The sequence below is a fragment of the Bacillus sp. FJAT-27916 genome (genome assembly GCF_001183965.1).
Taxonomy (GTDB): Bacteria; Bacillota; Bacilli; order Bacillales; family Pradoshiaceae; genus Pradoshia.
The window spans coordinates 3,683,486-3,703,646 of record NZ_LFZV01000001.1; the positions used below are offsets into that span (position 1 = coordinate 3,683,486).

21 protein-coding genes are annotated in these 20,161 nt (G+C 38.5%); 2 read left to right on the forward strand and 19 right to left on the reverse strand.

What is annotated here, in order from left to right:
- Positions 1-588 precede the first annotated feature (588 nt).
- From AC622_RS18005 to istA, 7 genes are all read right to left on the reverse strand, one after another.
- Complete coding sequence (locus tag AC622_RS18005) at positions 589-1,221, reverse strand: type 1 glutamine amidotransferase family protein (RefSeq protein WP_049672307.1); 633 nt, start codon at positions 1,219-1,221, stop codon at positions 589-591.
- A 192-nt stretch (positions 1,222-1,413) separates the two neighbouring features.
- Complete coding sequence (locus AC622_RS18010; protein ID WP_049672308.1) at positions 1,414-1,701, reverse strand: hypothetical protein; 288 nt, start codon at positions 1,699-1,701, stop codon at positions 1,414-1,416.
- An 856-nt stretch (positions 1,702-2,557) separates the two neighbouring features.
- Positions 2,558-3,124, reverse strand: a complete 567-nt coding sequence (locus AC622_RS18020; protein WP_049672310.1) for a histidine phosphatase family protein — start codon at positions 3,122-3,124, stop codon at positions 2,558-2,560.
- Positions 3,125-3,269: 145 nt separating this feature from the next.
- Positions 3,270-3,866 carry a DUF2441 domain-containing protein gene (locus AC622_RS18025; protein ID WP_049672311.1) on the reverse strand — a complete coding sequence of 199 codons (597 nt, stop codon included), beginning with the start codon at positions 3,864-3,866 and terminating at the stop codon, positions 3,270-3,272.
- A gap of 209 nt (positions 3,867-4,075) precedes the next feature.
- The gene (locus AC622_RS18030; protein WP_049672312.1) at positions 4,076-4,477 is read right to left on the reverse strand and encodes a hypothetical protein; all 402 of its coding nucleotides are present in this window, start codon (positions 4,475-4,477) and stop codon (positions 4,076-4,078) included.
- Positions 4,478-4,904: 427 nt separating this feature from the next.
- On the reverse strand, positions 4,905-5,666 hold the full coding sequence (gene istB, locus AC622_RS18040) for an IS21-like element helper ATPase IstB (RefSeq protein WP_049669381.1): 762 nt from the start codon (positions 5,664-5,666) through the stop codon (positions 4,905-4,907).
- A complete protein-coding gene (gene istA, locus AC622_RS18045) occupies positions 5,663-6,916 on the reverse strand; it encodes an IS21 family transposase (RefSeq protein WP_049669382.1) in 1,254 nt (417 codons plus the stop codon). The genes istB and istA overlap by 4 nt, the downstream gene beginning before the upstream one ends.
- 204 nt (positions 6,917-7,120) lie before the next feature.
- Here istA and AC622_RS18050 point away from each other — a divergent pair, with 204 nt between their 5' ends.
- A complete protein-coding gene (locus AC622_RS18050) occupies positions 7,121-7,354 on the forward strand; it encodes a DUF6429 family protein (protein ID WP_049672314.1) in 234 nt (77 codons plus the stop codon).
- 122 nt (positions 7,355-7,476) lie between these two features.
- On the opposite strand, the gene AC622_RS18055 is transcribed toward AC622_RS18050, so the two are convergent.
- The 10 genes from AC622_RS18055 to AC622_RS18100 all read right to left on the reverse strand — a co-directional run bounded on the left by AC622_RS18055 (position 7,477) and on the right by AC622_RS18100 (position 18,496).
- Positions 7,477-8,316, reverse strand: a complete 840-nt coding sequence (locus tag AC622_RS18055) for a tyrosine-type recombinase/integrase (RefSeq protein WP_049672315.1) — start codon at positions 8,314-8,316, stop codon at positions 7,477-7,479.
- A gap of 613 nt (positions 8,317-8,929) precedes the next feature.
- Positions 8,930-10,108, reverse strand: coding sequence for a hypothetical protein (locus AC622_RS18060; RefSeq protein ID WP_049672316.1), 1,179 nt, complete (start codon positions 10,106-10,108; stop codon positions 8,930-8,932).
- A 9-nt stretch (positions 10,109-10,117) separates the two neighbouring features.
- Positions 10,118-10,981, reverse strand: a complete 864-nt coding sequence (locus tag AC622_RS18065) for a YiiX/YebB-like N1pC/P60 family cysteine hydrolase (RefSeq protein ID WP_049672317.1) — start codon at positions 10,979-10,981, stop codon at positions 10,118-10,120.
- Between the two features lie 575 nt (positions 10,982-11,556).
- Positions 11,557-12,933 carry a 23S rRNA (uracil(1939)-C(5))-methyltransferase RlmD gene (rlmD, locus tag AC622_RS18070; RefSeq protein ID WP_049672318.1) on the reverse strand — a complete coding sequence of 459 codons (1,377 nt, stop codon included), beginning with the start codon at positions 12,931-12,933 and terminating at the stop codon, positions 11,557-11,559.
- A 98-nt stretch (positions 12,934-13,031) separates the two neighbouring features.
- Positions 13,032-14,015: a diacylglycerol kinase gene (locus tag AC622_RS18075; protein ID WP_049672319.1), complete on the reverse strand. Its 984-nt coding sequence runs from the start codon at positions 14,013-14,015 to the stop codon at positions 13,032-13,034.
- A gap of 112 nt (positions 14,016-14,127) precedes the next feature.
- Entirely contained in the window at positions 14,128-16,263 is a 2,136-nt protein-coding gene (locus AC622_RS18080) for a GDYXXLXY domain-containing protein (protein ID WP_049672320.1), read from the reverse strand.
- A gap of 87 nt (positions 16,264-16,350) precedes the next feature.
- Complete coding sequence (locus AC622_RS18085; RefSeq protein WP_049673067.1) at positions 16,351-16,902, reverse strand: histidine phosphatase family protein; 552 nt, start codon at positions 16,900-16,902, stop codon at positions 16,351-16,353.
- Positions 16,903-17,071: 169 nt separating this feature from the next.
- The gene (locus AC622_RS18090; protein WP_082197209.1) at positions 17,072-17,794 is read right to left on the reverse strand and encodes a DUF3169 family protein; all 723 of its coding nucleotides are present in this window, start codon (positions 17,792-17,794) and stop codon (positions 17,072-17,074) included.
- On the reverse strand, positions 17,791-17,991 hold the full coding sequence (locus AC622_RS18095; protein WP_049673068.1) for a helix-turn-helix transcriptional regulator: 201 nt from the start codon (positions 17,989-17,991) through the stop codon (positions 17,791-17,793). The genes AC622_RS18090 and AC622_RS18095 overlap by 4 nt, the downstream gene beginning before the upstream one ends.
- 121 nt (positions 17,992-18,112) lie before the next feature.
- Positions 18,113-18,496: a DUF4181 domain-containing protein gene (locus AC622_RS18100; RefSeq protein WP_049672322.1), complete on the reverse strand. Its 384-nt coding sequence runs from the start codon at positions 18,494-18,496 to the stop codon at positions 18,113-18,115.
- Positions 18,497-19,062: 566 nt separating this feature from the next.
- Here AC622_RS18100 and AC622_RS20820 point away from each other — a divergent pair.
- Positions 19,063-19,329, forward strand: coding sequence for a Parvovirus coat protein VP1-like protein (locus AC622_RS20820; protein ID WP_082197210.1), 267 nt, complete (start codon positions 19,063-19,065; stop codon positions 19,327-19,329).
- 9 nt (positions 19,330-19,338) lie between these two features.
- Here the strand turns inward: AC622_RS20820 and AC622_RS18110 are convergent, their stop codons facing one another.
- Together AC622_RS18110 and AC622_RS18115 are read right to left on the reverse strand one after the other, a co-directional pair.
- Positions 19,339-19,854, reverse strand: a complete 516-nt coding sequence (locus AC622_RS18110; RefSeq protein ID WP_231589555.1) for a GNAT family N-acetyltransferase — start codon at positions 19,852-19,854, stop codon at positions 19,339-19,341.
- Positions 19,836-20,114, reverse strand: a complete 279-nt coding sequence (locus tag AC622_RS18115) for a hypothetical protein (protein WP_049672324.1) — start codon at positions 20,112-20,114, stop codon at positions 19,836-19,838. The genes AC622_RS18110 and AC622_RS18115 overlap by 19 nt, the downstream gene beginning before the upstream one ends.
- Positions 20,115-20,161 lie beyond the last annotated feature (47 nt).

A 20,161-nucleotide genomic window follows, 5' to 3' on the forward strand; every position in this document is an offset into this window, starting at 1 on the left:
TATAACGTGTTTCAGAGGGGCAATTTTTACTCCACATCACTCACACCACCGTAAGGGTGGTACAATAGTTTCCTATTGTTCGAAACTCTAGACCTGTACATTCGGAAGTTCGTCCGTTCTTTGTGTAAGAAAATTCTCACCTTATTTAGTTTTTCAGCCATCCGGCATATCCATTGGCATACCTTTATCCTGAAAGGAACGGCTTTAGCCTTTGTTCTGCCGACTTCACCTGAGCTTCACACCCCATAATCTGTCTATTATGACGCATGCAGGAGTATCAATGGGATAGTTTCAAAATACGTGGTTTTGTCATTCCTATCCTCGGTTATAAAGTTAGAAGTTCTGTAGAAATTCCTCGTCCTTCGCACTATAGTGCTTATAACGAAACTTGTCGCACTGCCCCGTTTCTACAATAAGAAATTCAACAAAAAAGGCATTAATCCTTCTTGGATCAACACCCTGACAGGTTCAAATAGCAACAACCTCTGTTACTTATCTAAAAACTTTGATTATGTATTAAAATTATACTTTGACATCGTACAGAGTATGGAGATTATTTTGAAAATAAAATTGCCATTTGATTTTAACTCATTTATTCATTGAGTTCATTAACTGGAAGAAGTATTCAGGTTTATGAGTCTTATTTAGGCTATACCAAGAATTTAATGTTACTGGTGCAAATACATCTAATTTTTTCAGTACCTCCATCGCAAATTCCAGTGGAGCTATTCCTGATGCAGTAACTAAATTCGCATCAGATACCACAGATCCCACCTCATATAACTTCTCTCCTTTATAGTGAGGACATACCATTTTAGTATATTCTAAATTATTACTTGTATGCTTTCTAGTATCTAAGTATCCCATATTCGCAAGTGCCTCAATTGCACCACAAATTGCAGCAACAATAGTGCCAATCTTTAAAGCTTGGCCAACCCTTTCCAAGATAGGTTGATGAATTTCTTCATTCCAAGTAGTCCCTCCTGGTAAAATTAATAGATCTTTACTCTCAAGAGTACATTCATCAAGAGAAATATCTGGTTTTATACTCAGTCCTCCCATAGTAGTAATCATTTCTTTATTAGCTCCTACTGTAATTACTTTTAAAGGTAATAAATCTTTTTTAAAATATCTTCCTGAGTTTAGTTCAGCAATTAAATATCCATATTCCCAGTCCGACATTGTATTAAATACATATAGAAAAACTTTTTTTGTTTGCATTAATAACACTCCAATCTTAAATTTTATAGTTTATTTAATATCACCAAAAGAACATATGTTCCCTCTAAGGTAATTTTATACCACATTTAACCAAAAGTCTATTTCTTATTCAACTAACCTGCCCGTTTCTACAATAAGAAGTTCAACACAAAAAGGCATTAATCCTTCTTGGATTAACACCGATCAATACCATCAATTAACAACTGTCACTTTTGTAACTGTTTCCACTCCTTCCTCTGTCACTCTATCTGAACCTGAAGGACGCTTACTTTTTGGATCAGTATTTTTCCAGTTGATAATGTACTCATTATCAACTATCTCAACATTAGTTATGATAATAGTATCTTTATGATGCTTCTTTATAACCAATTCTTTTGCTTGTGAAGGTGAAATTGATTTTTGAATATCAGTTTCCAGCACCTTACTACATCCGACTAACATTAAAAAAACAAGGAGTAAAACAACCCATCTATAAACCATTTTATTATTAAACCTCCAAAAGCATAAAATATAGTAATCTTATCTCAGTTTATTCTAGATGTATATTCGATTCTCCTTCTTCAACTATTTGCCCTTTTGTACAATAAGAAATTCAACACAAAAAGGCATTAGTCCTTCCTAAATTAATGCTCAGGATTATTCTCTGAAGAATAATTCTTCAGAGAATAATCTTTTATATAAACATAGTGATTGAAATCACCTATAACCTTCTTGAACAAACCTGCCCGTTTCTTCTATAAGAAATTCATCTCAAAAAGGCATTAATCATTCTTGGATAAATACCCCTAAAGTTGAGTAGCAATATTAAAAATTATTGTAAAAATCAATGAACAAACTAAAACCCATATAATTTCTATACCTATAAAATAAATCATTACATTATGATTTTTTATACTAGCAATATGCTCGGCGACTTTTAGGTTAATTGGAACAAAATATAAAGAAAATAGAAAACCACCTGAAATTGAAATGCTAAAATGAATTATTGCCAAATTAGAAGTTAATTCCGATACAAAACTTCCGATTATAAAGACTGGAACTCCTGCCCATAAAAAGAAGGTGATAACTAATAAAAATGATGCCATTATGACTAACATAAAGTTTCTTTTAAACACACTAGAATAGATTTGGGAATACAAACTCATATACTCCGCCCCTTTGCTCTTTATCATTGCTTAGATAAGGACTTTAACCCTCGTTAAAATATTCTTCAATCCTCTTTTAAATCCTTCTTCCGCTAAACTGCCCTTTACTACAATAAGACGTTCAATATAAAAGGGCAAAAATCCCTTTTGGAACATTGTCTCAGTTTATTTTCATCTGTTATCGTCCATATTTACACCCATAGTCTTTGTACATTCACTAATTTTTGTTCATTGAATTCCATTCTATAAATATCAGGTTTTGAGGTGCTATGTAAAAAATCCAAGTTATAGGTGCTATCGAAATATCTCATCATTAGGGTCATAACAATTCCGTGAGTACCTATCACCATTTTTTCACCTCTAAAAGTTTCTAATAATTCATTTAGGACTTTTATAGCTCTATTTTGGCAATCATCATTTGACTCTCCTCCAACTAAAGCGAAATTGGATTCGGAAAATGACTTTTCTAAAAGTGGAAACAGTTCTTTATCTGATACCCGGTTGTTTTCCGAGTAGAATTTCCTCTCTTTTAAATCTTCAAAAATTAAAACTTCCTCTCCTATATGTCGAGCTAGTGGTTCTACAGTTGAAATTGAGCGTATATATGGACTTGAAACAACAATATTAATTTCTTCTTCTTTCAAAATGTCAGTCACTCGTTTGACATCTGAATTACCTTTTTCAGTCAACCCTCTTGTTCTTTCATTTCCTTCTTTAGGTGATTCAGCGTGCCTTACCATATAAACAAATGTATTCATAATAAAATCCCCCCTACATATCAATTCGCATAATAACTTGGTAATCCTTATTCAACTAAACTGCCCCTTTAGCGGTAAAAGAAAAGACCATCAATTTGACAGCTTTGATTTGAGAGAAAATCCCCCCAAATTTCTCTTGCTATATCTACTCAATTACGTAGTCGTGTATAATTTCCACAACTTCAATTTTTCCGTTAATCAGTAGTTCAGGAAGCTCATTTTTTACATTACCTTTCCAATATTCTTTGGCTTGTTCAATTTTTCTAGAAAAAGAAACTCCATCTGCTTTTGGCAAAAGGTCTCCATCACCCTCAAAATAATTTCCTATTACTCGTAGTTTTACAATCTGAATAACTTTTCGATTGTAAGTATCAAATAATTCTTTCCACTTCAGAGCTTCTTCATAGCTTTTCGCTGCGTATAAGCAAGATAATCTTGACGGATAATCAGGATATTCTTGCACCCTAACCAGCTCTGTTATCACTTCTCTGATAGCTCTAATTGTTTGATCCGTATAATCTGCAACTATCTTGGCATCCTCTTTATTCAAGTGCAGTCCATCATTTGAGAAATGACTGTATAAAATTTGGATAATGTCTTCGTCTTTAGAATTAAATATTTCTCTTTCAAAAAAGAAACGATATAAGGTATTTTTTTGGTTCCTATCAAAGTTAATGATCTGTCCGATATTCATTTCTTTATTAGTAACAATGTGATAAGCATAAAACTCCGTCCCCGTCATACTTTTGCCTCCAGTAAACTATTTAAGTTAGCTATATAATGAAAACCATCCTTCAAATCCACTAAGAATAGCTGTTTAAATGTTCTAAAATCTGTTGCGTTACTACTTGAATAGTTCAACAAAAAGGCCATTAATCTTTCTTCCGCTAAACTGCCCGATAGTTTAAGTACATAATTTCACAAATATGATTTTCCTTATGAGATGGCCTATTACCCTTCGACTAAAGCTAAATAATACTTTTCTTCGCCGTTGTATTCAACAATTAAAATGCCATTTATGTTTGTTGAATAAATTTTTGCTCCTATTGGTAATTTGTTTGCCATACCGTCTTTAAATAATTTAGCGTCTCCGTTTGTAAATAATTCAGTAATCTCGCCAACCGACTCTTTTTTGATAAGTTCTAATTCATTTACCCATTCAATATCAGTCTCATATATTAATCCTTCCCATTGGAGAATATTTGCATTTTCATTCAGACTTAATACCTCTTTTGCATCTGGATGTTTCTTAACGGAGGTTTTAGTTTCAGAATCAAAACAACCCGATAAATAGAATATAGATACAGTCATCATTATTCCTAATATAAGTTTATTCATCATTTTGACCCCCATATAATTAGCTCTCCTAAATATAAAGATTCTTATATATATTTTTTAAAGTATACTAAATCCTTCTTCCGCTAAACTGCCCGTTAGTGGAAGAACAACAGTAAAAGCATACATTAACAGTATCTAATTCTTTTTATAACAAAACAAAGTGACCTAATGCTCGTAAGGTCACTTTGTTTTATTTGCACGACGTTCTATTCCAAAATAAACACAGGCAATTAGAAACAGAATATTAGAAAGAAGTATGGCTACTCCATTCCATTCTCCTTCAAATAAAACTATATTTACAAGAGTAATCAAATGCATTATAACAATAAGGATAAATAAATAGAATGAGTTTTCAAAAAAATACATCCCGATTAATACTCTAATGTCAATACCGTTTTAGTTTTCCCCACTATCACCGGAATAAAATTCCCCACTGATGCCGTTACTTCGATAACGCTGCTGGATAAATCCCAGCCTTTTTCTTTTCCTTCAAACGATACGAATCTCCTTTGATATTGAAGGTAACCGCATGATGAAGGAGTCGATCTAAGATGGCAGTCGCTAAGACATCATCCCCAAACACTTTGCCCCATTCTATATATGATTTGTTCGAGGTCAAAATCATCGCTCCATGTTCATATCGCTTGGATACCACTTGAAAAAAGACATTTGCCGTCAACTCGTCAAAAGGAAAGTATCCCACCTCATCAATAATCAATAAATCTGGACGGCTCCATTTTTGTGCCAATTTAGGAATGCTTCCTTTTGTTTCTGCCTTACGGCATTCTGCCACCATTTGGTCAGCCGTCAAAAACAAGGCGGTATGTCCCTTTGCCAGAGCTTCTAAGGCAAAAGAGAGGGCGAGATGGGTTTTCCCTACACCAGGTGGCCCTAAAAGAAGACGATTCTCTCCATTGGCAATAAACCGGCAGGTAAGGGTTTCCTTTACACGTTGCTCATTGATGCTTGGCTGAAACGTAAAATCAAAGTCATGAATGGTTTTGGTATAAGGAAGTTTGGCGCGCTTGATTCGATTTTCTAATTTAGCTGATTCTCGACGTTCCCATTCCTGTAAAACAACCGTGTGCAGAAAATCAAAATATGATACATTATGGGTAGAAGCATTCTCTACCAGATCATCCAATTGACTGGCTGTGTCATGCCAGCCCAACTGGATGAGTCGTTCTTCAAGGCTGGATTTCATTCTGATTCATTCCCCTCGAGTGCGGCGTAGGTGGCTAGAGATCGAGCTTCCACCTGTGGAGTAGAAGGACAGAAATCCGGGGTCGGCAAACCAGGGGAGTTCTGTTGTTTCTGCTCTTTTTGTTGTTCTTCTGACTTCTCATAGTGCTCCAACTGAATATGCATATGTGCTTTTCCTGTCATAATGGGATGTTGGGCAATGCGGTCTTGTGCATCGTATATTTCCAACTGTTTGTCCAATGTCACTTTCAACTTAACTTTCTGACCGGCATACCGAAAAGGGACAGAGTATTTCTTTCCTAAGTAAGAGACAAAGCAATCTCTGCTTACCTCCCGCACTTCCCAATGGCTTGTTGGGAATAACGGCTTTATTCCCCAGGCTTGAAGCTGTGGCTGTTCCGTTTGCCAACGCTGAACCGGCGGTTCTTGTGTCGTTTCATTTTTCTTTTTATTAGCTGTTTTGTCCAACCATATCTGTATGTCATGATTCCATGCTTCCAGCGTAGGTTCATGTTTTCGTTGAAAGAAATTTTTCTTTAGGTAATCCACCGTTCTTTCTACTTTTCCTTTCGTCTGTGGGCGGTAGGGTTTACAAGCTTTCGGGACGACCCCATAGTAGGCTAAAAAATCTTCAAACGTACGATTAAAACGAATCTCTGTTGGACTGTGCTTTGTCACGACGGTTTTCATATTATCATAGAGAATCTGATTCGGAATGCCGTTAAAATAGGAGAAGGCATTCATGTGACATTTCATCAATGTTTCGAGCTTCATATCTGTCGTAAACTCAATATACTTCATCCTGGAATACCCCAGAATCATGAGAAAGGCATAAACCTTTTGTGGATGACCATCCATCACTACTTCACCGACTTCCGCCCAATCCATTTGAGCTTGCTTCCCAGGAGGTGTCTCAAATCGCCTAGTGGCCTGTTTCTTTGGTTGTGCCCGGAAGGGCTGCACAAAATCTCGTAAAATTGTACTCTTCCCCTCATACCCCATTGCTGTAATTTCTTCAAGCAAGACCACGCAATTTGTGGTTCCTTCCTGAATTCTTTGTAAGAGATACGCCTTATAGGGATCTAACTTGCTTTTCCGTTTCATTCTCGATTTTGAAGAAGGTGTTTCTTCAGAATGAATATATTTTCGAATGGTTTTTCGGTCGAATCCTGTTTCCTCTGAAATAGCTGATAATGTCCATCCTTTTTGATAAAGTTCTCGAATCATTATAAAATCCCCCATTTTCAACATCGACGATCCCTCTCTTTTGTAGTGATACGTCGATTATCCGTGATTAGTGAGGAATTTTAAATCGGTGTTATTGAGTATTTTAACTCCGGCAGTGACACTCTAACATAAAAATACAGTTTCCTGTTCAACTAATCTGCTCCGTTTCTTTTATATAAAATAAAAGTAAGCTTTGGTTAACTCTAAAAAAAGAGAGGAATCAATTATATGAAAGATCAAATTGATGAATTAACTCTATTATTGTTGTATTTAACTTCTTTTAAAGATGATTATGGATTAGGTGAAGCTCAAAGAAGCTGGAAGGGATACCCCTTTGAATCCCTAAATGAATTATCGAAAAACAATCTCATTCTTGATAGTAAGCGTTCAAAATCTGTTTATCTAACTGATGATGGTATTGAGGAAGCAAAGAAACTAATAAAGAAATATCATATAAAATAAGCAAGCTTTCTCTAGAGAGAATCCCTTAGTCAATCATACACTCTGCTAAAAAGACAACTATAGTTCTTTTTCCTGTTTGTAAGAAAGCAAAAGGTTGTCGATATCCGACAACCTTCCTCGTATCAAAAAAATTTTTTATATAGTTCACGTCGCAGTGTACCACTTAAATAAGCGTACATTTTAGTTGTTTCGCTTTTCTCGTGTCCCATCAAGTTTTGAATGACTTCTAAAGGAGCCCCATTATTCAATAAAGTAGTGGCATAACTATGCCTCAACTGATGAGGGTGAATACTTTTATTGATGCCGGATTTTTTCGATATCTGTTTTATAATATACCTCATTTGGGATATGCTCATCCGATGGGGAGCACGTACGGTTACAAATAAAGCTTCTTGATCATCTGTTCTCTCATCCAGGTACCTCTTCAACCAGATATCACACCTAGTATTAAAGTAAACTTCTCTTTCTTTATTTCCCTTACCTAAGACAATTACGGACTGATTAGAAAAATCAATGGATTGTCGATTCAAATTAACGGCTTCCCCAATTCGACAACCGGTTGAATACATAAACTCGAACAATGCATTTTCTAATGTTGTATGACAAGCTTCTCTTAAATGCTCAATTTCTACTTCAGTTAAAAACTTTGGTATGCGGATATCTAGTTTCGGTTCCTTAATTTTTGCGGCTGGGTTACCATTCAGGACATTTTCATCTTGGGCCCATCTAAACAGCGATTTTATAAAACGTATCCTATGACTCAGGCTAGCAGCCTTTAATTGATTAGCAACATTCCCGAGATACAGCTTTAATGAATCAGTGGTTATTTCATCAAGGGATCGATCACCAAGATTCCGGATTAACAAATTCAATTGAATATTATAGGCTTTTAAGGTCTGAGATGAATATCCTTGGATTTGTTTATCAGCTTTATATAAATCCCACGCTTCAGATAGTATCATCCTATTACTCTCCTAATCTATTTTTATCAGTATAGACAAGTAGAAAGGAAGTAATACTTAAACTCTATTGATTAATGATTTCTATGAAACTCTTTTATGAAAGATAAGATTTTAAAAACCACGAGGGCATTTCTATTACTTATCTCCACAGTTCCTACACGTTAAATAGAAAAAATCACTTGTAACACTGGTGGAGAAATTCGGATTAAGTATTGACTTCGTGAATCCGTTGCAAGAAACGTAAAAAAGCAGTGCCCCCTTTAGAGGGCTGACTGCCTTATTTCAATATAAGCTTCGCGACACACTCCACATGCGTGGAGTGTAATTGACAACACATGAGGTGATGGTGAGTTTCTATGAATTAATTATCATGCAACTACTTAGATTTTTTATAACATGTCGCCCAGATAGTTTCAAACTGTAATAGGTTTCACTATATCGAAATAGATATAAGCCACCACTTTGTTTACTTCAAGAGTCACATCCCTAACTCCAATTTAAAGTAATTTATTAGCGCTCTTTAAAAAAGTTAGCTTTTTGTTAGCAGACTCCTTCCCTAAAAAACAAAGCGATGTACCTCAGATTCATTGCTTTTACAGTGATTATGATTTATTTAGTTCTTTACAACAAAGTCAAGTAAATGAGCATCTTCTATTGGTATCTCTGTAATCAAATCGAAACTTTTGTTATCCAAAACCAATAGGCTTTCTTTCTTTTCAGATGACTTAACTACATATATTTCTTCTTCATTTATATTTTGATATAAAAAGCGGTAGATACTATTTGATTGAATATAATTTTTGTCCAGCTTTTTAAATTTGGGTGTAGGCTCCAATGACAACATGCCAATTATAGGTCCTGTTTCATTATCACTAATAGAAATTAACGCTCTGTTCTCATCAATAAACAAAGGAGGCGAATCATCACTATAATAATAATCTGCAGAGATATTTAAGAATGGCTCATATGTTTTATAATTGAAATTTTTATCATATACATACATCTTACCTTGTGAATCTAAAATATATAGGTTCTTTTCCGTTGAATATATCGGTGATAGATCTTCATTTTTTTTTGGCGTCTTATACTCAATAGTTTGTTGTTCCATGGAGAGAACACCAATTCCAAAATTCTCGTACTTGCCTTTTTCATTCAGTTGTCCACTTGTTCCATAAACAATTTTATCACCGAATTCTAAAATTGGCGTCCATTTAGGGACATGACCATATTCAGTTTCAAAACTCATTTGATTGGTATAATTAGAAATAGATACGTTAAACTCACCAGATTCAGTTAAATTCTGTTCTCCAGTTTTGTAAGAGACCAAGGTTTGGAATAGTATATCATTCCCATAATGCATTATATGGTCCACACCTACATCAATATCAAAGTACGATAGATTAATCTTTTCAAATTGCTTCTTACTTATGTCATAGGTGTAATAATAATTATCAATTGTTGCTTCACCAAAAAGTGAAACATACAATTTGTTCTGGTCGTTGGGCTTTTGGTGAGCAATCATTCTCCTAAAATCACTGTCTATTACTTCATATTCATGCATGATTTCACCAGTGCTATTAACTTCTTTTATAATTAAATTCTCTTGATTAACCCGAATATCAGCAGGATAGAATAATAAGTAATTTCCTTCTTCATTAGAAATTGGTTGGAAATTCTCAATTCCCTCCACTTTTATTCTTTCGGCTTCATCTGACTGTTCAGTAAATATTATAAATGTGAAGGCTAAGCTAAACACAGCCAGTAAACAAAAGATGACGTTGATTTTCTTCATATATCCCCTCTAAATTTTCCCAGGAAGCGCTGTCCCCCATTTTTTCTTTAACCTCGTATTTGCATCTGCAACTATATCTGCCGGAATAACCGCCAATAGACCATCGATTTTGAATGCCCTAGAAGATCGAAGATCGTATCCGGCATGACTCCACATAGCATTTGTTAATTTAGAACAATACCATGCATCTGTTGACCAGATGTCGGTTCTTAATTTATATGGTTCTCCCTCTTGTTTTTTCCCAAACTCTACAGCCTTTTTACGTTGTGCAGCAGTAGCACTCTTTCCTAATTTTGTCGTAACTCTATATTGCTTAATCCCGCTTGCCCCTTTCCATAAATTGCTTCTATTCCAGACAAAGACTTTAGCGCCATTTTTCACTGTTTTTGATGCTTCAATGACATGATAATCTACGGTATGTAAAACTGCTGTATGACCAGTATATGATTTTTCGCCAACCCCAACTTTATTCCCTGCAGCGTAATACAATATATCCCCATATCTCCAGGATTTAGCTGTTGTTTGCATTTCTTCATCTTCTTCTGAAAAGAAAGACTCTGCTTTAAGATCCAACTCACCCAATTTATCGTTTAAGATATCATAAGACTCTATTTCATATAGAACAGCATCCTCTAAAGTTATCAAATAGTCTTCATAATCAATATGAACCTGGTTTACTTGTTCCAAAAATTCATCTTCGCTTATTTCCTTTCCAACATTCAACAAAAGTAGTTCATCAACAATATTGATTTTCTTCTCCAAAAAAGATTCCACTTCATCTTTTAATGAAATACTATCGGCAGCATAAACACTTAACGGGGAAACCAAAAACATCGTACAAATACACATACTCACAAATTTTTTAGCCCACATCTCTACACCTCGTTAATATTTATTTTTATCAAAACTAGCTTAACACAAAAATTACAATAATTTAAATATTTTTCCAATTTTTGTCTTTTATAAACGACATAATAAGGTGATTTATTAGAGTTTGAGAGTTTGCCGTTGGTGGTCACTCCCCGATATTCGTCATCCCGAATTTTTCCATCTACAAACCAATTCAAACCTCTAGTAAACCTGTAAGAAGACAACATAATTATTCAAAATAAAAAAGCCAGGGGGCGTATCCCGGCTTACTTTTTGGGACTAACAAGCAGAGCATACATAGAAGCAACCTTCTAAAAAAGAAGTACAATCAATCTTTCCGCCAGTCGTCCATAAGCAAGTACACAAGTAGCAAAAACAAGTATGATTTCAAACATGACTATCCCCTTTTACCAACAACCGAAAGCCCTTTAAACCTGAAAGAGTTGACTCCTCAACTGCTTCACTCACTAATTGGGAAAATTGCTTGTACAGTTGAAGGTCATATCCGAATTCAATACACGTTCATAAATCCAATACAGGAAACATAAAAAAGGCAGCGCCCCAAAAGGGCTGCTGCCTTATTTCAATATAAGCTTAGCGACATTTTCCACGTGCATCGTCTGCGGGAACATATCCACCGGCTGAACCTCAACCGTCTTATATCCATTGTCCTCTAAGTACCTTAGGTCACGAGCTAATGTAGCCGGATTGCAGGATACATAGACTACCTTCTTAGGCTTCATAGCAGCAATGGTTTTCAAAAGGTTTTCGTCGCAGCCTTTACGCGGCGGGTCGACGACGAGGCAGTCGGCGGTGATGCCTTGCTTGTACCAGTTTGGGATGACTGTCTCTGCTTCTCCAACCTCGAATTCCACATTGGTGATGTTATTTAACCCAGCATTTTTGCGGGCATCCTCTATTGCTTCTGGAACGATTTCCACTCCGTATACCTTCTTCGCCTTTTTCGCGAGGAACAAGGAGATCGTTCCGATACCGCAATACGCATCAATGACGGTTTCATTTCCAGAGAGGTTCGCATATTCGAGTGTTTTTTCATAGAGTACCTTCGTTTGGGAAGGGTTCACCTGATAGAAGGATCTTGGTGAGATTTCGAATTTGATATCGCCGATGTAATCGGCAATGACATCCGCTCCCCATAGCGTAATGGTCTGGTCGCCAAGGATGACGTTTGTCTTTTTGGTGTTTACGTTCTGGATGATAGAAGTGATGTTTGGCATGGCCTCAACCAATTCATCAACGATTTTCCGGCGGTTCGGGATGTCAGGTGTTCTTGTTACCAGTACGACCATGATTTCGCCTGTCACCTGACCTGTGCGGACCATGATATGGCGGAGCGTGCCTTTATGCTGTTTTTCGTTATAGGCTCTGACGCCATATTTCTCACAGATGCCTTTAACGACACGAATCATCTCATCATTTTCAGTGAACTGGATAAGGCATTCGTCCATATTGATGATCTCATGGGAGCGTTTCGCATAGAATCCAGCGACAAGACCGCCTTCCATCTCTCCAACAGGCACCTGAGCCTTATTGCGGTAATTCCATGGCTCTTCCATGCCGAGTGTTGGATGAACAATCACATCCTCAAGCTTTCCGATACGGGTCATCAGCTCGCGGACCATCTTCTCCTTCGCCCTCAGCTGACCTTCATACGATAAGTGCTGCAGCTGGCAGCCGCCGCATTGCTTATAAATCGGGCAAGGCGCCTCAACCCGGTCTGGGCTCTCCTCATACAATTCCATCAAGCGTCCGAAGCCGTAGCCTTTGTTGAGTTTTGTCACCTTTATTTTCGCCTTCTCACCAGGAAGACCATGAGGGACAAAGATGGGATAGCCGTCCACCTTTGCTACGCCGGCCCCTTCATGTGTCAAGTCTTCAAATACAACATCTATATAATCATTTTTTTGAATTGGAACGGTTTTTTTATCAGTCATTCATTGTAACCTCGATTTTTTATTAACGTAATGATGATTGTATCACAAAATAGGATAGACCGATAATATGCGATTCTATCCATTAAAAAACCAACTTCTTAAAGAAGTTGGTCAATATCTGGAAGATCCTTTAATCGTTCCGATTCTTGGATGGTTAAAAGGTGCCGGTCTGTTTTTTTCTGTTCTTCATGCACCTTCTCTGGTACAAATACCTCAAAATGACGATAGAGGTTCACGAATTCAGCCGGTGCCATGCCCCCGAATTCTCCGTCCAGATTAAGCTGCAGCTTATCCGGCGAGCTGACCTTGATTCGGTTTGCCTTCGCATACACGACAGATGAATCCTTGATATGATCCCCTCGAATCGCCATGGTCACGACACGCACGAAATCTGCGAGATTGATCTTCTTCAGAATCAGCAGGGTAAACATCCCGTCATTCAATGAAGCATCCGGTGCAAGTCGTTCAAATCCGCCGACAGAATTGGTGTTAGCCACAAGGAAGAGCATTGCTTCTCCCTCAAACAGCTTCCCATCGTATTCAATACGCATAGGTACAGCTTTCAAGGATGGCAGCATCTCAATTCCTTTCAAATAATAGGCGAGCTGGCCAAGCACGGTTTTCAGCTTACTTGGCACTTCATACGTCAATTCTGTCAGACGACCGCCGCCGGCAATATTAATGAAAAAGCGGTCATTCATTTGACCGATATCAATTGGAATCGTCAATCCTTGAGCAATTGTATCTGCTGCGTCAAGGACCGATTTCGTTGAGATTCTTAATGCACGTGCAAAGTCGTTCGTTGTACCGACTGGGATAATGCCTAGCTTCGGACGAAATTCATGCCCGGCAAGCCCATTAACGACCTCATAAATCGTTCCGTCCCCGCCAGCTGCGATGACAACATCATATTTCCGTTCAATCGCGATCTCAGCCGCTCTCGTTGCATCGCCCTCACCTGTGGTTGCATGGCAGGAGGCCTCATAACCAGCCTTTTCAAGCTTCTCAAGCACCTCCGGTAAATAGCGCTTGAACGCTTCCCTGCCTGATGTCGGATTATAGATAATTCTTGCTTTTTTCATATTCATTCATCATCCTATATAAAATTCAAAGTATTCATGCGCTATAGAAGTCCATAACCATTATAACGCCACCATTGGCCAATTACCATATCCGTTCAATTTCGAAGGGGCTTTATTTCCCTGTAAGTTCCAGCAGAATTGCATCGCCATTACTGCCGACCTTTACCTTGGCATAGGCTGCATTTTCCTCCAGCCATGTACCTGTTCCTTCCTCTATGAAGAAGGATTCAATGCCATACGTGATTCGGTCTCCGCTCAATTCTCCCTGGAGAATCACTTCCTTACTGCCGCTCAATTGTTCTCTTGCTTCATCCATATTATCATAAATGTTTTTAATTTGAGAAATCCCAGCCTCATCTTTTTCAAGGAGAACATAAACACGCCCATAATTGTGATTGGCATCATACGTGCTGATATTATATGCCAAATCAACATAATCGCCCTGCATCAAAGAGCGTGGGTCAACTGGTTCCACCTCTAAGGTAATCTCCGTTCCATTGCGCAGAATGATTTCCTTTTGCATAATGATCGCACCAATAATGAGTAGCTGTAAAAGGACAATCGGGACCCATTTCCGTACACCATCCAGAATAAATCGGGATTCCCCTGTATCCATTCTCAATTGGCGTTTATCGAAATAGAGCGCGACGAGGAAGAATACAGCCCCTGCCAAAGCGAACGTCACAGACTTATGAAGCAGCTTCCAGAACAGGTCATAATATTTATAGCCAAAGTAAGCAATCAGAAAGGCGAACACAGCATATTCCAGCCAGTGTCTACGACTTTCGGCTGTTTTATACGTTTTATAGAGCAGAAAGCCGATATACGTGATATTCGATAAGTAATAAAGGACCGTATGCTCTGAGAAGAAGGTCAGTACAAACCATACAGTGAGCGCCGCAATTAAATTCCAGCCCTTCGCGAATGGTTCTTCCAAGAGTAGATAAAGGCCAAGCGCGAGCACGGTTAAGATAAGCAGGATATAGTCTGCAGAGAGATCTGGCAGCAATCGCAGTATGGTCAATCCTGCTCCGTACAGAAAGGCAATAAGCATAAATGGATAAACGGCCCTCCCCCGCTCACGCCATAGAACATAGCTGACAAGGATGACATACACCGCTAATACGGGAATGGAGAAATCCCAAAGGACAGCGGAAGCGATTGCTAACCCGGACAGCATCAACGTATAGCGCAGGATGGAATGGCTGCGCTCAAGATGACTCCCAATCGGTACGAGCACAAGAGCACTAAGCAAGATCCACTCTGCCCCATACAGATTCAGCAAATAAAAGATACTCAACACGGAGGACGTTATCAAAAGGACCGCCAAGAAAATCGACACAGCCTTGATAAGCTGGTGAAGCCAGCGATTCTCATCTGATGATTGCCTCGCCAGTCTTGCCACCCAAACCGATCCTCCAGCAATCAAGCCGATTCCGAGTAAAATGCCGAGCAAATACACGAGCAGCCCAGAAATCCAAGAGGCAATCATAAAGAAATGACTGATAAGAAGGATAGCCGCACCAAGTGACGCAAGCACGATGAGCACCTTATTCTCTGTTTTAACAAGATATTGAACATAAATACCTGCATATAAGAATGCAATAAGGACATAAACAAGAATGCCGATGATAGAGAACGTCTCATCCGAATACAGATATCGCCATGACCAATCTGTGGTCACCTCAATTGCGAATCCCTGAACGAGGACTGCCGCTAAATAGGCAACCAGCATCGGCTTCCTTGAAGCAAACAGAAACATGATAGCCGCATTGACTAATAAAAGGCCAATCGTGATGGCTGTATCCTCTCCACTCGTTCGCTCAACCCATCTGTCGAGAGGATAGAAGTATGTATAGATTGTGATATTGAATAGAATAAATGATTGTACAAAGAAAACGGAGAATCTCGTCACAATTGCAAGCAGAATCGATGGAATAAGCCATAGTAGAAAGAAGGTATAACCATCTGCATGCGAATTATAAATCTGCCCAATAAGCGCTACCGCTGCCCCGAAGGCAATCGACCCTCCCCAGAATATCCAGGCCCCCACATCAGCCAAATCCGGCCTCCATTTTGCGAACCCATAACCAACCCCATAAAACAAAACCATCAATAAGCAAGCGAGCGTCACCTGAGAAACATGGCTTAGTCCACCCCAATTGGCTGCAAAAAAATAAATGATTGCACTTAACCAAAATAGCAGGCCAATCAAATACGTCGTCTTCACTGCCTTCACACTCTTCATCCTGGTTCCACCTCCACACCTATTTATATTCTGACTTCATCTCCCTTATCCTCATTGTATCAAATTAGCAGATTAGCAAATGAATGATTATTCAATACGGTTGATTTCTTTCAGCCTAAGACCAACGAACGTCATTCGGTAAATATCCGGCATGGCAAGAGACCGCCAGAAATCAACATCATATTGGGAATCAAAGTAATTCATAATCAGCACCATGATATTGCCATGGGTACCAATGACCACATTCTCTCCCTCATATTTTTCTAATATCCGATACGTCGCTTTCACTCCACGCCCCTTCGCGTCAATATTGGACTCCCCTCCTTCATAAGAGAATGAGGGTTCCTCCCAAAGCTTCTTAATTGCCTTATTAAAATCCTCTACTGGCACTGAAGCTAATTTCCGTTCCCGGAAGCCCTGATCAAGTATGACTTCTTTCCCAATCAAGTCAGCGATTCCTTGCACTGTTTGCATGGCCCTTTTATAAGGACTTGATAAGACATGCTGGATGTCTTCCTTCTTCAGCCTTTGCGTAATTCTTTCCGCATCCATCTGCCCTTTATTGGATAGTGGTCTGCCCCATTCATCTGGTGTATAGGTGGAATGCGCATGTCTGACGAAATAGAGATTTGTTTGCAACTGGATTGCTCCTTCCCTTTTTATCTCCTTACCATAACAACATTCTCTACCCATAAGAATATTCCTCTAACTAATGACTAACTAAGAAAACCCGCCTTTTAAAAAAGCAGGTCAGAGAGCTATATATCGTAATGGTGGTTTCATTGTCTGCTAGTCTTGCCGACTGTATTCATCGTATCGATCTTTTACGTATGGACAGCATGTATTGAGCATTTGTGTAGATTAGGATAAAGAGGATGATCAGTATTCCGGCTAATTGGGAGGAACCTGTGATAACGGAATAGCCTATGAGCATGAGTACTGCAAAGAAGAGAAGCATATTGATGCTAGTAAATGCTCTATATAATCCTTGCAGCATGATGTGACGTTCCCCTTCATCGCTCATTTCCATCAGCTTCTCGGCATACCGCTTATCGTTCACAGATGGATATTCCCGATTAGGATCCGCATATTTAACTAACTCCGCATTGATAAAGGACATCACAAGACTTAGCAAGACCAAGCCTAAGCTAATAAAGATGAATACATTCGGTTGATCCGTAATGGCCACCAGCGCAAGCATTCCACTAGAGGCAAATAAGGCTGTATTCACCGCCAGTGATCCATCATAATAGCGTTTGTTCTGGAGCTCTGCCAGTTCATCCTCCTCATCCCCGCTCACTTGACTTTTGGACTCCTTCACGATGGTCATCCCTTTTACCACACTCAAAATTATCAAAGAGACGGAAATTACCATCAACACAATCATCCATTCAAAGCTCAGGTCAGGGAATGCCCAGGAGCTATCCACATCCCCCAAGCCTGTATTTGTTATTGTAAACATCAGCCCATACCCCAACACGGCACCCGCCAGCGCTCCAAACAGCAGTTTCCCAATCGCTTTCGTCATCATTCATCCTCCTCAAATAAAAAGATATTCTCAATCCGTTCATCAAATATTCTCGCAATCCGCACAGCAATCAATAGGGAAGGAACAAACTCTTCACGTTCAATCAAGCTCACCGTTTGGCGAGATATTTTCGCAAGCTTCGCCAGCTGCGTCTGATTCATCCCTTCACGTGCCCGCAGCTCCTTTAATCTCGTTTTCATATCCTCACCTCTACTATCATTGTATGCTGTACCTTTCATTTTGACAAATATTTTTGTCAAAATGAAAGGTTTATTTGTCAAAGAAAAAATATCTGCTCATAAAAAAAGAGCCTATAACGGCTCAGAACACTGGAAAATGAGATATGATTTTATGGGCTAGCGGTATAGCTGTCATAAGAATGATTAGTTCAATCAATGTTCGGATATACTGCTTCGACCCTTTTATATACTTCCATTCAAGCAGTGCCTTATACAACCAAAGTGCAGCTATAACTAACAGAATGTAACTGCCAGGTACTTCTTGCTCGTTAACAATGCCTAAATTAATGATTATAACGAAATAAATGCCCAAAAGGATACCGCATCCCCATTTGAATACCTTTCCTCCCTTGGTCTCCTCCAGGTCCACTCCCTCTACACCTAATAACCTGCTGATCCATTTACTTAACATGTAAACAGCAGCAGTGATTAACCCAATAACACTCATCCAAATTACAAGGTTCATCCCAATCCCCCTCTTCTGCCAAATCACATCTACATCTGCTTATATATAAATATTGACTCCCAAAGCCATAAATTACCCAATCCAGGATTTACTATAATAAAAAATGTCCTCGAATTGAAGATTCTTATTCCATGGTCAAACAGATAAATTAGACTAATTTACTAATTTCATCAAACACTTGTTCATTAATCATTTAGAATTCTAAAACTGTAAGAGTTAGTAAGAGGATTATGGATGATTACTTCATATTCAAGATTATTTTCTTCAGCTTTTTCAACTAATGATTGCAGTTCAGAAGAATGAAAGTAGCTCTGAAAAGTGACTAACAGTAAAGCTATAAATGCACTTAATGAAATGATTAGCATGACTATACGCATCCGCGAAATCGATTTTCCAGCTAACAAATATGATACCTCCTTCATTTATGTAAATGGTACATTTTAATACAGCATTGCAAAAAACGGATTCCTATAAATCTAAAAAACAATTAGACTCCTTTAGCCCTTCCACATTCATGAAAAAATCATAAACTATAGAAGCATGTCCGAGTAATGGAGGAATATTTCATGAGAAGGCAACCAAGAAAACGTGGTTTCTGCGTACCCGGTTACCGCTATTGCGGACCTGGATGTTCAGGTCCAGGATCTCCAACCAATCCCGTCGATTCTTGCTGCAAACGTCACGATGAGTGTTATCAAAGATATGGTCCATCAAAATATTGTGATGATCAATTCTTAGAGTGCCTGCGCCCGAAAATCAACCGTCAAACAGGTATGGGCCGGGATGCAGCATTATTCTATAATGTTATGAGGTTACGAAGTTCTTTCAAGTGACCTCTTTTTTTACTTATAGGTGATTGAATAAATGACTTGCTCCTCACCAAAGCGAATGACTCTTCCTTCCTCCCTCATCCCCACCTTTTCCAGCAGCCTTCTGGAAGGTATATTAGCGGCCTGTGTCTCCGCTCCGACTTTTGGCAGATTTAAGGTTAGAAAAGCATAGTCTAAAACGGCATAAACAACTTCTGTTCCATAGCCCTTTCCCCACCATATCGGCAATAGCTGATAGGACACTTCATGGAAGTTACCATCGTGATGGAGTCCTAGAGAAATTAACCCGACAAATTCCTTTGTGTTTTTCTTCCTAATAACCCAATTAACTTCTTCATTCATGCTATGCATCTCATCAAAGATAGATTGTAAATCATCCTCGGTTCGTATACCGCCCAAATATCGTCTCACATCATGATTCCTATACAGCTGCTTTACTTCATCATCATCTGTCTTTTGAAAAGGGATCATTGTACATTGATTGGTTTCAATCATATCTCTTCTGCCAATTACGCATTCTTCAGCCATGTCAACACTCGGACAATCTGAAAAGGCTCCGCCCAGGTGATCACTCCAAGCATCAGAAAGGCCATCATAATTGATAGGTACTTTAGCTTTCCGGCTTCGTTTTTTATCATCGCGACAAACCCTAGAATGATTGTGATAAATAAACTGATGAATCCCAACAGGATGAATAATTCCGTTAACTCTCCGGCATTTCTGCTTACCCCATATGTCATGATTCCAATGGCAATGAATAATAAAGACAGCATGCTAAACAATTTCATGGTTCATCCTCCTTTTAAATCCACATTACCATTCATTGCCATCCATT

Bases quoted from the DNA above. Each gene is read 5' to 3' on its own strand.
- AC622_RS18005 (WP_049672307.1), bottom strand. From the start codon at position 1,221: ATGCAAACAAAAAAAGTTTTTCTATATGTATTTAATACAATGTCGGAC.
- AC622_RS18010 (WP_049672308.1), bottom strand. From the start codon at position 1,701: ATGGTTTATAGATGGGTTGTTTTACTCCTTGTTTTTTTAATGTTAGTC.
- AC622_RS18020 (WP_049672310.1), bottom strand. From the start codon at position 3,124: ATGAATACATTTGTTTATATGGTAAGGCACGCTGAATCACCTAAAGAA.
- AC622_RS18025 (WP_049672311.1), bottom strand. From the start codon at position 3,866: ATGACGGGGACGGAGTTTTATGCTTATCACATTGTTACTAATAAAGAA.
- AC622_RS18030 (WP_049672312.1), bottom strand. From the start codon at position 4,477: ATGGGGGTCAAAATGATGAATAAACTTATATTAGGAATAATGATGACT.
- istB (WP_049669381.1), bottom strand. From the start codon at position 5,666: ATGAAATCCAGCCTTGAAGAACGACTCATCCAGTTGGGCTGGCATGAC.
- istA (WP_049669382.1), bottom strand. From the start codon at position 6,916: ATGTTGAAAATGGGGGATTTTATAATGATTCGAGAACTTTATCAAAAA.
- AC622_RS18050 (WP_049672314.1), top strand. From the start codon at position 7,121: ATGAAAGATCAAATTGATGAATTAACTCTATTATTGTTGTATTTAACT.
- AC622_RS18055 (WP_049672315.1), bottom strand. From the start codon at position 8,316: ATGATACTATCTGAAGCGTGGGATTTATATAAAGCTGATAAACAAATC.
- AC622_RS18060 (WP_049672316.1), bottom strand. From the start codon at position 10,108: ATGAAGAAAATCAACGTCATCTTTTGTTTACTGGCTGTGTTTAGCTTA.
- AC622_RS18065 (WP_049672317.1), bottom strand. From the start codon at position 10,981: ATGTGGGCTAAAAAATTTGTGAGTATGTGTATTTGTACGATGTTTTTG.
- rlmD (WP_049672318.1), bottom strand. From the start codon at position 12,933: ATGACTGATAAAAAAACCGTTCCAATTCAAAAAAATGATTATATAGAT.
- AC622_RS18075 (WP_049672319.1), bottom strand. From the start codon at position 14,015: ATGAAAAAAGCAAGAATTATCTATAATCCGACATCAGGCAGGGAAGCG.
- AC622_RS18080 (WP_049672320.1), bottom strand. From the start codon at position 16,263: ATGAAGAGTGTGAAGGCAGTGAAGACGACGTATTTGATTGGCCTGCTA.
- AC622_RS18090 (WP_082197209.1), bottom strand. From the start codon at position 17,794: ATGATGACGAAAGCGATTGGGAAACTGCTGTTTGGAGCGCTGGCGGGT.
- AC622_RS18095 (WP_049673068.1), bottom strand. From the start codon at position 17,991: ATGAAAACGAGATTAAAGGAGCTGCGGGCACGTGAAGGGATGAATCAG.
- AC622_RS18100 (WP_049672322.1), bottom strand. From the start codon at position 18,496: ATGAACCTTGTAATTTGGATGAGTGTTATTGGGTTAATCACTGCTGCT.
- AC622_RS20820 (WP_082197210.1), top strand. From the start codon at position 19,063: ATGAGAAGGCAACCAAGAAAACGTGGTTTCTGCGTACCCGGTTACCGC.
- AC622_RS18110 (WP_231589555.1), bottom strand. From the start codon at position 19,854: ATGGCTGAAGAATGCGTAATTGGCAGAAGAGATATGATTGAAACCAAT.
- AC622_RS18115 (WP_049672324.1), bottom strand. From the start codon at position 20,114: ATGAAATTGTTTAGCATGCTGTCTTTATTATTCATTGCCATTGGAATC.